Origin of the sequence: Brevundimonas mediterranea (assembly GCF_014196125.1) — a bacterium.
Taxonomy (GTDB): domain Bacteria; phylum Pseudomonadota; class Alphaproteobacteria; order Caulobacterales; family Caulobacteraceae; genus Brevundimonas; species Brevundimonas mediterranea.
Window position 1 is genome coordinate 401,613 of sequence record NZ_JACIDA010000001.1, and the last position, 12,492, is coordinate 414,104.

The following is a 12,492-nucleotide window of genomic DNA, read 5'->3' on the forward strand; positions in this document are numbered from 1 at the left end:
AACCGCTTGCGGTCGTCAGGGGTTGATTCAGTCCAAAGGGAGACTGTTCCAATGAAAAATCTCGTTCTCGCCGGCGTCGCTTCGGTGGCTTTGCTCGGCGCCTGCAATCAGGGCGGCGACACCGCAGCCCAGAATGCCGACGAAGCCGTCAATGCGACCCAGGACGCCGCTTCCGGCGTCGTCGGCCAGACCTCCGCCGCCACCATGGGCGCCAACACCGTCGAGGGCTTCGTCACCAGCCTCGCGGTCGGCAACATGTATGAAATCGAGGCCGCAAAGGTCGCCGCCGCCAAATCGACCAACGCCGACGTCAAGGCCCTGGCGGCTATGATCGATAAGGATCATACGGCTGCGGGCGAGAAGATGACCTCGGTCGTCGCGACGGCGGCTCCGAACGTCGCGGTTCCGACCACGCTGGACGAACGTCGCCAGGGGCTGATCGACAATCTGAAGGCCGCCACGCCCGCTGATTTCGACAAGGTCTATCTGGAGCAGCAGGTCGCCGCTCATAACGAGACCCTGACCCTGCTGAACGGGTTCGACGACAACACCGACGCCCCGGCCCTGGCCGGTCTGGCCCGGGAGCTCATCCCGACCATCACGGCCCACCGTGATCGCGCCCAGGCCCTGATGGATGCGATGAACTAAGGGGGACGAATTGCGCCCATGACAGGCGGTCCCGAAAGGGGCCGCCTTATGTGTTTTCTCAGGCGGCGCTTGCTATTCGGGCCTATCCCGCCTACATGGCCCCCGCATTTCGCAACGCGGGCGAGGCGCGTTTCGGGGAGACATCCCGATCCGCTCCATTCCGAGGGTCTTGTGACCTTTAATCCCCCGCGCCACGTTTGATCGGAAAAAGGACTGAACGATCATGGCTCTGCCTGAATTCTCGATGCGCACCCTGCTTGAAGCGGGCGCCCACTTCGGCCACCAGACGCACCGGTGGAACCCGAAGATGGACCGTTACATCTTCGGCTCGCGCTCGAACATCCACATCATCGACCTGTCGCAGACGATGCCGCTGTTCCACCAGGCTCTGGTGGCCGTGCGCGACGTCGCCGCCAAGGGCGGCCGCGTCCTGTTCGTCGGCACCAAGCGCCAGGCCTCCGAGCCGGTCGCCGAAGCCGCCAAGCGCTGCGCCCAATACTATATGAACAACCGTTGGCTGGGCGGCACCCTGACCAACTGGCGCACCGTCTCGGGCTCGATCGCCCGTCTGCGTGAACTGGAAGGCATCCTCGAGAACGGCGGCGAAGGCCGCGTCAAGAAGGAACTGCTGAACCTGCAGCGCGAGAAGGACAAGCTGGAGCTGTCGCTGGGCGGCATCAAGGACATGGGTTCGATCCCGGACATCATGTTCGTGATCGACACCAACAAGGAAGCGATCGCGATCCAGGAAGCCCGCAAGCTGAACATCCCGATCATCGCCATCCTGGACACCAACTCGGACCCGGACGGCATCACCTATCCGGTCCCCGGCAACGACGACGCCGCCCGCGCCATCCAGACCTACTGCGACCTGATCGCCGACGCGGTCCTGGACGGCCTGGCCGCCGGCGCCTCGGCCTCGGGCGTGGACCTGGGCGCTGCGATCAATCCGGAAGAGCCCATGCTGCGTGAAGCCTCGACCCCGGTCGAAGCCGACGCCGCTCCGGCCGGCACGGAAGACGTCGCTGCTGAACTGGTCGCCGCCGCTGAGCCGGCTGTCGCCGATGAAGCCGCTCAGGCCGCCACTTCCGAAGCGAACGACGCCGTCGAAACCGAGAAGGCTGCGGGCTGATCGCCCGACGGCCCTCCTTTTGACGCTACGCTTGCCGCGCGGCGGCTCGCTACTTGAGCGTCAATCCGAAGGCCGTGCTTGAACTGACACACGGCCGGGCTAAGTCAGCCCGGCCGTTCCCACATACGAATCCCCCAAGGAGAAGAACATGGCCGAGATCACTGCCGCCCTCGTGAAGGAACTTCGCGAGCGTTCGGGCGTCGGCATGATGGACTGCAAGAAGGCGCTGGTCGAAAACGACGGCAACATCGAAGCAGCAATCGACTGGCTCCGCGCCAAGGGCCTGTCCAAGGCCGCCAAGAAGGCCGACCGCGTCGCCGCCGAGGGCCTGGTCGCCGTGGCGTCCAAGGAAGACGGCAAGGGCGAAGTCGCCGCCGCGATCGAATTCAACGCCGAGACCGACTTCGTCGCCCGCAACGAGCTGTTCCAGAACGCCGCCAAGTCGTTCGCCCAGCTGGGCCTGGAGCATCACTCGGTCGAGGCCCTGCACGGCGCCGAACTGGAAGCCGGCAAGACGGTCCAGGACGAAGTGACCAACATGATCGCCACCATCGGCGAGAACATGCAACTGCGCCGCGCCGCCCGCCTGTCGGTGTCGGAAGGCGTCGTCTCGACCTATGTCCACAACGCGGTTTCGCCGGGCGTGGGCCGTATCGGCGTGCTGGTCGCCCTGGAAGGCGAGGGCGACAAGACCGCCCTGCGCGAACTGGGCCGCAAGATCGCCATGCACGTCGCCGCGACCGCCCCGCTGTCGCTGAACACCGACGACCTGGACCCGGCCGCCATCGAGAAGGAACGCACCGTTCTGACCGAAAAGGCCAAGGAAGAAGGCCGTCCCGAAGCCATGATCGCCAAGATCGTGGAAGGCCAGATCAACAAGTTCCAGAAGGACGTGGTGCTGTCCAAGCAGCCCTTCGTCATGGACCCGGACGTGACCATCGAACAGCTGGTCGCCAACTCGGCCAAGGAGCTGGGCTCCTCCAACCTGCACCTGGCCGGCTTTGTCCGTCTGGCGCTGGGTGAAGGCGTCGAGAAGGTCGAAGGCCCCGACTTCGCGTCGGAAGTCGCCTCGATGATGGGCGGCAACTAAGCAGTCTTCCCCTCATTCGTGAGGGTTTTGTATCAGAAGGGCGCGTTCGGCTTTGATGGCCGACGCGCCCTTCGTCTATAAGAAGTCGCCTGATTCAAAAGGCGCCGCATTCAAACGGACCCCCGCCGCATGCCCGACGCCCCCGCCAATTTTCGCTACAAGCGCGTCCTGCTCAAGGTTTCCGGCGAAGTCCTGATGGGCGATCAGGCCTTCGGCGTCGACATGAAGACCGTGGACACCGTGGCCAAGGCCGTGGCCCAGGTCGCGGCCGAGGGCGTGGAAATCTGTCTGGTGATCGGCGGCGGCAACATCTTCCGCGGCCTGTCCAAGGCGGCGGCGGGCATGGAGCGCGCCCAGGCCGACTATATGGGCATGCTGGCCACCATCATGAACGCCCTGGCCATGCAGTCGGCGCTGGAGAAGATCGGCGTTTCGACCCGCGTGCAGAGCGCCATTCCGATGGCCGCCATCGCCGAACCCTACATCCGCCGCCGCGCCTTGCGTCATCTCGAGAAGGGCCGCGTGGTCATCTTCGCCGCCGGCGTCGGCGCGCCCTTCTTCACGACAGATTCGGGCGCCGCCCTTCGCGCGGCAGAAATGGGCTGCGACGCCCTGCTGAAGGGCACCAGCGTGGACGGCGTCTATACTGCCGACCCCAAGAAGGATCCGACCGCGACCCGCTACGAGACCCTGACCTATCAGGAGGTTCTGGCCCAGGACCTGCGGGTGATGGACGCCTCCGCCATCGCCATGATGCGCGACACGGGTATTCCGATCGTGGTCTTCTCGATCCGTGAAGACGACTCCCTGCGCCGCGCCCTGACCGGCGAAGGCACCTGCACCATCATCCAGGACCGCGCCTGATCGTTCGCACGACCCGTTCAAGACAAGAGAGACCAAGACCATGGCCAAGCCCGAAGTGAAAACCTATCGCGACCGCATGGAAAAGGCGGTCGTCGCGCTGAAGGAAGAGTTCAGCGGGCTGCGCACCGGACGCGCCAACGCCGGCTTGCTGGAGCCCGTGCGGGTCGAAGCCTATGGATCGGCCTCGCCGCTGTCGGCCGTCGCCGCCATCAGCGTGCCCGAGCCGCGGATGATATCCGTCAACGTGTGGGACAAGGGCATGGTGGTCGCTGTCGAAAAGGCCATTCGCAACGCCAACCTGGGCCTGAACCCGATCGTCGACGGACAGACCCTGCGCATCCCTGTGCCGCCGCTGACCGAGGAGCGCCGCAAGGACCTGGTCAAGCTGGCCGGCAAGTACACCGAGCAACAGAAGATCGCCGTGCGCAACGTGCGCCGCGACGCCAATGACGATCTGAAGAAGGCCGAGAAGGCCGGCGAGATCAGCCAGGACGAACAGAAGAAGCTGGAGGCGGACATCCAGAAGGAGACGGACGCCGCCATCAAGCGCATCGACGAGGCCTTGAAGACCAAGGAACAAGAGATCATGCAGGTCTGAGGCGGAACGGCTTGGGTCTGAAGGGACGGAACGACAGATGACGGCAGACCGCGCCGCGCCTTCGAGCTCGCGTTCCGATGGACCACGCCATGTCGCCATCATCATGGACGGCAACGGCCGCTGGGCGAGCGCCCGGGGCCTGCCGCGCGCCATGGGACATCGCGAGGGGGTCCAGGCGCTGAAGCGCACGATCCAGGCCGCGCCCGATTTCGGCATCCAATGCCTGACCGTCTTCGGCTTCTCGACCGAGAACTGGAGCCGTCCGGCCGATGAGGTCTCGGACCTGATGGGGCTGGTGCGGACCTATGTGGCCAGTGATCTGGCGCGGCTGGAGAAGGCGGGCGTGCGCCTGCGCATTCTCGGCCGCCGCGACGGACTGCCGTCCGACATCGCCGCCATTATCGAAAAGGCCGAGCGCCAGACCGCCCACAACGACCGGTTCATGCTTCAGGTCGCCTTCAACTACGGCGGCCGGGCCGATCTGGTCGACGCCGCGCGTCGCCACATGCAACGGCTGCTGGCGGGCGAGACGGTCGAGCCGATCGATGAAGACACCCTGGCCGCCGGCCTGGCCACGGCGGGATCGCCGCCGCTGGATCTGATCGTCCGCACCTCGGGCGAGCAGCGCCTGTCGAACTTCCTGCTGTGGGAAGCCGCCTACGCCGAACTGGTGTTCCAGGACATCCTGTGGCCCGACTATGGGCCGAAGGCGCTGGGGGAGGCGGTCGCCGCCTTCGCTCAACGCGAACGCCGCTACGGCGGGCGAGAGGACGCGCCTGCGCGCGTGTCGGCCTGATGGCGGTCAAGGGGCGGGATATCGCCTTGAGGGCGGCCTCGGCCGCCGTCCTGGCGCCGGCGGCGGTGGCCGCCACCTGGTTCGGGGGCGTCTGGTTCCTGGCGCTTATGCTGGCCGCCTGCGTCGTCCTTGCCTTCGAATGGGGCGCCATGAGCGCGCCCAAGGCTCCGCGTCATGTCGGATTGGCGGTGGCCCTGGCCGTCGTGGCCGCCGTCGTCAGCGCCTATTTCGGCGTCATGTCGGTCGCCTTCGTCATCCTGGTGTTCGGCGCCGCCGCTGCGGGGCTCTATGCCCGAAGCCGAGGCCAACAGGCCGTGGATGCGGCCTATGGCGTGCTTTATCTGGGTTGGCCCTCGGTGCTGCTGATCTGGCTGCGCGACGGGGACGGCGCGGTCGGTCTGCACTGGACGGCGCTTGTCTTCGCTGTGACCTGGTCGGCCGACATCCTGGCCTATCTGGCGGGGTCGACCCTGGGTGGGCCGAAGCTGTGGCCGCGTTATTCGCCCAACAAGACCTGGTCCGGCTTCGTCGGCGGCATTCTGGCGGGCGCGGTCGCCGGTGCGGCGCTGACGGCCTGGTTCGACATGGGCCGCCTGACCATCTTCTGGGGCGCGATCCTGGGCCTGGCGGCCGCGCTGGCCACCATGGGCGGCGATCTGTGGGAGTCGGGGCTGAAGCGCCGGTTCGGCGTCAAGGACGCGGGCAACACCATCCCGGGCCACGGCGGCCTGCTGGACCGGGTGGACGGACTGATGTTCGCGGTCGTTGTCGTGGCGGCGGGACGTCTGCTGGTGGTTCTGCTGGAAAAGGGCGCGTCTTGATCCGTCGCCGCGTCACGGTTCTGGGCTCCACCGGCTCGGTCGGCTCGTCGACCCTGGACCTGATGGAACAAGCCGAGGCCACCGGCACGGGGGCCTTCGAGGTCGAGGCCCTGACGGGCGGCGCCAATATCGCCAAACTGGCCGAGCAGGCGCGGCGCTGGAAGCCGAAACTGGCGGTGACGGCCGACCCGAAGAGGCTGACCGATCTGCGCGACGCCCTGGCGGGAACCGGCGTGGCGGCGGCGGCGGGCGAGGACGCCATTGTGGAGGCGGCGACGCGGCCGGCCGACTGGATCATGGCGTCCATCGTCGGGGCCGCAGGGTTGAAGTCGGCCTGGGCGGCGGCCGAAACGGGCGCCATCCTGGCCCTGGCCAACAAGGAAAGCCTGGTCTGCTGCGGCCCGGCCCTGATCGAGCGCGTTCGACGGGCCGGGGGGCGTCTGATCCCGGTCGATTCCGAACATTCCGCCATCTTCCAGGTGTTTCCGGCCGATGCGCCCGAGCAGGTGTCGAAACTGGTGCTGACCGCCTCGGGCGGGCCGTTCCGCCAGACGCCGCGCGCCCAGATGACCGGGATCACGCCCGAACAGGCCGTCGCCCATCCGAACTGGAGCATGGGGGCCAAGATTTCGGTCGACAGCGCCACCATGGCCAACAAGGGCCTGGAGATGATCGAGGCGGCCTATCTGTTCGCAATGCCGGCGGAGCGGATCGACGTCGTGGTTCACCCCGAATCGATCATCCACAGCCTTGTGGAATATGTGGATGGTTCGACCCTGGCCCAGATGGGACCGCCGGACATGCGCACGCCGATCGCCTGCGCCCTGGCCTGGCCCCATCGCATCGCCTGGCCTGCGCCGAAGCTGGACCTGGCCGCTCTGGGTCGGTTGACGTTCGAAGCGCCCGATCTGGCGCGGTTTCCGGCCCTGGATCTGGCGCGTCAGGCCTTGCAGGCGGGGGGGGCGGCGCCCGCCGTGTTCAACGCCGCCAACGAGGTCGCGGCCTTTGCATTTCTTGACCGCAAGCTGGCCTTTCTCAATATTGCCGCAGTCGTCGCCGAAACCCTTGATCGTGCGACGAAGGCGGGGATGGTTTTCGGCTCTGGAGACGCCTGTGGCGCGGCCCTTTCGGTCGACGCCCAGACCCGTCTGATGGCCGGAACCATAATCGCCGGACTGGCGAACGCGGCCTGATCGGCCAGGGGAGACGATTTTACAATGCTGGGCGCTCTGGGTCAGATCCTGATCTACATCGTGCCGTTCCTGCTGGTGCTGACCTTCATCGTCACCATTCATGAGCTGGGTCACTTCCTGGTCGCCCGCGCCTTCGGCGTGAAGGTGGACCGTTTCGCCATCGGTTTCGGCAAGGCGATCTTCAGCCGCACCGACCGGCACGGCATCGAATGGCGGTTCGGCTGGATGCCGCTGGGCGGGTATGTGAAATTCTCGGGCGATCTGGACGCTTCCAGCGTGCCGGATCAGGCGGGCCTGGCCGAGTTGCGCCAGCGGGTGATCGCCGAGGGCGGTCCTGGGGCCGAGCGCGACTATTTCCATTTCAAGCCGGTGTGGCAGCGCGCCCTGATCGTGGTCGCCGGACCGGTTGCGAACTTCCTGCTGGCCATCACCATTTTCGCGATCGTCTTCATGAGCGTGGGCGCGCAACTACGGCCCGCCCGCGTGGCTCAGGTCCAGGCCGGTTCGCCCGCAGCCGCCGCCGGCTTCCAGGTCGGCGACCTGATCACCGGGGTGAACGGCAAGGCGATCAAGGACGGCGGAGAGGTGACGCGCACCGTCATGCTGTCGACCGGCGATCCCGTCCGTTTCACCGTCGAACGTGCGCAGCAGGTGGTGGAGCTGACCGCCGTTCCCGAGCGTCGCGAAGAGAACGATCCTATCGCCGGGCGGGTCAAGGTCGGCCGGATCGGCCTGGGGCTCGCGCCTGCGCCGGGCGACCTGCGTCATGTTCGCTATGGGCCTGTGGACGCCGTGGTCGAAGGCGTGCGCCAGACCCGCGACGTCGTCGGTTCGACCCTGACCTACCTGGGGCGTCTGGCGACGGGTCGGGAGTCGGGCGACCAGTTCAGCGGTCCGTTGGGCATCGCCAAGGCGACCGGTTCGCTGACGACGGCGGCGGTGGAGGCCAATCCGGCGCCCGAGGCCATCGCAATCAACCTTCTGCTCACCCTGACAACCTTCGCCGCCATACTTTCGATCGGAATCGGCTTTCTAAATCTCTTGCCCATCCCTGTGCTGGACGGCGGACATCTGCTTTTCTACGGCTATGAAGCCATAGTGCGGCGGCCCGTTGCGGCGCGGTATCAGGAGATGGGCTATCGCGCAGGTCTTGCGCTTCTGGCGGGATTTATGTTGTTCGCGACGTGGAACGACCTACAGAAGCTCAACATCTTCCAATTCCTCGGCGGGCTCGTCTCGTGAGCCGACGCCAGCCCCCGATGGTTTCCAGAATGAACGACATGACATCACGCGCCGCCGTCCGACTGGGCGCCCGATCCAGCCTCCTCGCGCTGGCTGTCGCCGCAGGCTTCGCCGCCCCGGCCCTGGCCCAGACCGCAGGGGCTCCTGCGGCGCCCGCGCCCGCCGGCGAACAGCCGCCGCGCGTCGAGATCGCCGCGCCCCAGTCGCTGACGGTCAATCGCATCCTGGTTCAGGGCGCGCAGCGGATCGACCAGACCACGGTCCTGTCCTATCTGCCGATCCGCCCCGGCGACACGGTCGACGCCTCGGTTCTGGACGTTGCGGTTCGCACCTTGTCGCGCACCGGCCTGTTCGCCGACGTGCAACTGGGCGTGCAGAACGGCGACTTGATCGTTCAGATCGTCGAGAACCCGATCATCAACCAGGTGGTGTTCGAGGGGAACAGCGCCCTGTCGCAGGACAAGCTGACCAAGGAGGTCACGCTTCAGCCGCGCGGCATCTACACCCGCGCCAAGGTGCAGGAAGACGTCGGCGCCATTGTCGAACTGTATCGCCTGCAGGGCCGCATCTCGGCGACCGTGACGCCGAAACTGGTTCAGCTTGAACAGAACCGCGTCGATGTGATCTTCGAAATCAACGAAGGCCCCCAGACCGGCATCAGCGCCATCAACATCCTGGGCAACCACGCCTTTTCCGACAACGACGTGCGCGGCGTCATGGTTACCGAGCGGTCGCAGTGGTGGAAGTTCTTCTCCAGCAACGACAACTATGATCCGAACCGCCTGGATTACGACCAGGAGCAGCTGCGGAAATTCTATACGAACCGCGGCTACTACGACTTCCGCATCGTCTCGTCGGTGGCCGAGCTGCAGCCTGACGATCAGGCGTTCCAACTGAGCCTGACCCTGAACGAGGGCGACAAGTACAACTTCGGCAAGGTCGACGTCATCACCCAGAATGACCGCCTCAACGCCGAATTCCTCAAGGCGCTTGTGCCGATCCGCGAAGGCCAGCTCTACGAGAGCGACAAGATCGAACAGGCGGTCGACGCCCTGACCTTCGCCGCCGGTTCGGCCGGTTACGCCTTCGTCGAGATCAATCCGACCTATCGCGCCAACCCCGACACCGACACGGTGGACGTGACCTTCAATGTGTCCGAGGGGCAGCGCGTCTATATCGACCGCATAAATGTGGTCGGAAACACCCGAACCATCGACCCGGTCATCCGCCGCGAACTGATGCTGACCGAAGGCGACGCCTTCAACCGCGCCCTGATGGAGCGCTCGCGCAACAATCTGCGCGCGCTCGGCTTCTTCAAGGATGTGACGATCGAGGAAACGCGCGGCAGCGCGCCCGACCGTTCGGTCATCAACGTCAACGTCCAGGAACAGCCGACCGGGGAACTGTCCGTCGGCGCAGGCTTCAGCTCGGTCGACTCCTTCACGGTCAACCTGGGCATTTCCGAGCGGAACTTCCGCGGGCGCGGCCAGAACGTCGTCGCGCGTCTTGAATGGGGCTCGCTGCGTCAGCAGGTCGATTTCCGCTTCACCGAGCCCAAGTTCCTGGGCCGCGACCTTCGGGCGGGCTGGGATCTGTTCCACTCGCGATATGACCTGAGCGAATATTCGTCCTACGACTATCGTTCGACCGGCGGCGGCCTGCGCCTGTCCTATCCGCTGAATGGCAATATGCTGCTCAGCACCCGCTACTTCCTGAAGTCGGACGAGATCATTGTTCCGACCGGCTATTGCACAACGACCGGCAGCGGCTCTTCGGCCCTGTGCGACCAGGTCGGCAGCTATATCAACTCGTCGATCGGCTATACGCTGCAGATGAACTACACCAACGACCCGGTCCGCCCGACGCGCGGCTGGTCGGGCTCGCTGCGTCAGGACTTCGCCGGTCTCGGCGGCGACGTGAACTATGTGAAGACCGAAGCCGACGCAGCCTGGTACTATGGATTCTCGCCGCGCTGGGTCGTCAGCGTCCAGGGCTCGACCGGCTATGTCAGCGGCTGGAACGGCGATCCGATCCGTATCAACGACCGCTTCTTCAAGGGCGGCAACAGTTTCCGCGGCTTCGAGACCGCCGGCATGGGGCCGCGCGATCTGGATACGACCGACGCCCTGGGCGGCAACTTCTACGCCATCGGCACGGTCGAACTGACCCTGCCGAACTATCTGCCCGAACAGTACGGCATCAAGACTTCGCTGTTCGCCGACGTCGGCACCCTGGGGGTGCTGGACGACCGCTACAAGCTGACGAACACCGGCACGGTGGACTCCACCATCGCCGATGAGTTGTCGTTGCGGGCCTCGGCCGGCGTCAGCATCCACTGGAAGTCGCCCATGGGGCCCATCCGGTTCGACATCTCCAAGGTCCTGTCCAAGGAAGACTACGACAAGACGGAATCCTTCCGCTTCTCGACCTCCACCCAGTTCTAAGCCCGCGACGCAAAAGCGCACGCACGAGGAAGTCCCATGAAAGCTCTGATCATCGCCGCCACGGCCGCCGCCACCCTGGTCGCCACCGCCGCCTCGGCCCAACAGGCCGCTGCGCCCGCCAACCCCGGTCCGGTCATCCCGGGCGTCTGCGTCTATTACAACGCCCGTCTGCTGGCCCAGTCGGCCGCCGGCCAGGCCGTCGAGGCGCGCATGCAGCAGCTCGCCCAGGAAGTTCAGGGCGAACTCCAGCCCTACGCCACCGCGCTTCAGACCGAAGCCCAACAGCTTCAGAGCTCGGGCGCCAGCCTGCCGGCTGACCAATTGCAGTCGCGCCGTCAGGCCCTGCAGCAGCGCGCCCAGGAAGCGCAACAGCTGGAAGGCACGCGTGAAAACGAACTGCGCTACACCCTGGCCATGCAACGCCAGGCCATCACCGAGGCCGTGTCGCCGATCCTGACCGCCCTGTACCAGGAGAAGGGCTGCGGCCTGCTGCTGGACCGCGAGAGCGTCTTCATGATGAACCCGGCCATGGATCTGACCGACACGGCGATCCAGCGCCTGAACACGGCCCTGCCGACCCTGTCGTTCAACCGTATGGCCGTCCCGGCCCAGCAGTCGCAACAGCCGGCCGCCGCCAACTAAGTTCGACATGCCCGACATCCGCTTCTTTCAAACCCTGTCTCCTCTGACCGTCGCCGACCTGGCGGCCCAGATCGGGGGCGAGGTCGAGAGAGGCGGGGACCGGACCATCGCCTCGGTCGCGCCCCTGTCCTCTGCGGACGGGGGCGCGATCGCATTTCTGGGCGACCGCAAATTCGTCGCTGCGCTGGCGGGGACCGGAGCGGGTTGCGTGATCGTGCCGGCCGAAGCCGTGGCGTCGGCGCCTGCGGAAGCCGCCGTCATCGTCTCTCGCACGCCCCAGGCGTCCTGGGCCATGGCCTCGGCCTTGCTGCACCATCCGGTGACGCTGGACCGGGCTATCCAGGCCTCCGAGGCGGCCGAGGACGACAGCGTCGTCATCGAGCCGGGCGTCGTGCTGGGCGAAGGCGTCCGCATCGGCCGGGGCACGCGCATCTGCGCCAACACCGTGATCGGTCCGGGCGTTCAGATCGGCCGCGACTGCGTGATCGGGTCGAACGTCACCGTCGGCTTCGCCCTGATCGGCGACCGGGTGAAACTGTACGCCGGGGCGCGGATCGGCGAGGCGGGCTTCGGCGCCACCGGCACGGCCGCCGGCGCCATGGATATCCCCCAGCTGGGCCGTGTCATCCTCCAGGACGGGGTGACGGTCGGCGCCAACTCCTGCATCGATCGCGGCGCCTATGACGATACGGTCATCGGCGAGAACACCAAGATCGATAATCTGGTCATGGTGGGGCACAACTGCGTCATCGGCCGCAACAACCTGATGGCCGCCAATACGGGCATTTCGGGCTCGGTGACCAGCGGCGACAATGTCATCTTCGGCGGCAAGGCGGGGATCGGCGACCACATCACCATCGGCGAAGGCGCGCGGGTCGCGGCCGGCGCCGGGGTGCTAGCGAACATTCCGGCGGGCGAGACCTGGTCCGGTTATCCGGCCCGTCCGATCCGACAGTTCTTGCGCGAAACCATCTGGCTCGCCAAACAGGCCTCTTCAAAGAAGGCCCCGAAGGAATCATAGG

12 protein-coding genes are annotated in these 12,492 nt (G+C 66.1%); all 12 read left to right on the forward strand.

The annotated features are described in order from the left end of the window. The first annotated feature begins 51 nt into the window (after positions 1–51). The 12 genes from GGR11_RS02035 (at position 52) to lpxD (ending at position 12,491) form a co-directional block, all read left to right on the forward strand. A complete protein-coding gene (locus GGR11_RS02035; protein ID WP_183195183.1) occupies positions 52–648 on the forward strand; it encodes a DUF4142 domain-containing protein in 597 nt (198 codons plus the stop codon). A 223-nt stretch (positions 649–871) separates the two neighbouring features. Beyond that, entirely contained in the window at positions 872–1,780 is a 909-nt protein-coding gene (gene rpsB / locus GGR11_RS02040; RefSeq protein ID WP_183195184.1) for a 30S ribosomal protein S2, read from the forward strand. Between the two features lie 148 nt (positions 1,781–1,928). Then, a complete protein-coding gene (gene tsf, locus GGR11_RS02045) occupies positions 1,929–2,870 on the forward strand; it encodes a translation elongation factor Ts (RefSeq protein WP_055753506.1) in 942 nt (313 codons plus the stop codon). A gap of 129 nt (positions 2,871–2,999) precedes the next feature. Beyond that, positions 3,000–3,734 carry a UMP kinase gene (gene pyrH / locus GGR11_RS02050; RefSeq protein WP_008263497.1) on the forward strand — a complete coding sequence of 245 codons (735 nt, stop codon included), beginning with the start codon at positions 3,000–3,002 and terminating at the stop codon, positions 3,732–3,734. A 40-nt stretch (positions 3,735–3,774) separates the two neighbouring features. After that, entirely contained in the window at positions 3,775–4,332 is a 558-nt protein-coding gene (gene frr / locus GGR11_RS02055; RefSeq protein ID WP_008263615.1) for a ribosome recycling factor, read from the forward strand. A gap of 37 nt (positions 4,333–4,369) precedes the next feature. After that, positions 4,370–5,128 carry a polyprenyl diphosphate synthase gene (uppS, locus tag GGR11_RS02060; RefSeq protein WP_183195185.1) on the forward strand — a complete coding sequence of 253 codons (759 nt, stop codon included), beginning with the start codon at positions 4,370–4,372 and terminating at the stop codon, positions 5,126–5,128. Continuing rightward, the gene (locus GGR11_RS02065) at positions 5,128–5,949 is read left to right on the forward strand and encodes a phosphatidate cytidylyltransferase (RefSeq protein ID WP_183195186.1); all 822 of its coding nucleotides are present in this window, start codon (positions 5,128–5,130) and stop codon (positions 5,947–5,949) included. Before uppS ends, GGR11_RS02065 begins: the two co-directional genes overlap by 1 nt. After that, positions 5,946–7,142 (forward strand): 1-deoxy-D-xylulose-5-phosphate reductoisomerase, encoded by a 1,197-nt coding sequence (gene dxr / locus GGR11_RS02070; RefSeq protein WP_035307342.1) that lies wholly within the window; start codon positions 5,946–5,948, stop codon positions 7,140–7,142. The genes GGR11_RS02065 and dxr overlap by 4 nt, the downstream gene beginning before the upstream one ends. 24 nt (positions 7,143–7,166) lie before the next feature. Further along, positions 7,167–8,384 carry a M50 family metallopeptidase gene (locus GGR11_RS02075; RefSeq protein WP_183195187.1) on the forward strand — a complete coding sequence of 406 codons (1,218 nt, stop codon included), beginning with the start codon at positions 7,167–7,169 and terminating at the stop codon, positions 8,382–8,384. A 38-nt stretch (positions 8,385–8,422) separates the two neighbouring features. Next, entirely contained in the window at positions 8,423–10,828 is a 2,406-nt protein-coding gene (bamA, locus tag GGR11_RS02080) for an outer membrane protein assembly factor BamA (RefSeq protein WP_425485668.1), read from the forward strand. Positions 10,829–10,864: 36 nt separating this feature from the next. Continuing rightward, entirely contained in the window at positions 10,865–11,470 is a 606-nt protein-coding gene (locus GGR11_RS02085; RefSeq protein ID WP_183195189.1) for an OmpH/Skp family outer membrane protein, read from the forward strand. A 7-nt stretch (positions 11,471–11,477) separates the two neighbouring features. Continuing rightward, on the forward strand, positions 11,478–12,491 hold the full coding sequence (gene lpxD, locus GGR11_RS02090) for a UDP-3-O-(3-hydroxymyristoyl)glucosamine N-acyltransferase (RefSeq protein ID WP_183195190.1): 1,014 nt from the start codon (positions 11,478–11,480) through the stop codon (positions 12,489–12,491). Position 12,492: the final 1 nt, after the last annotated feature.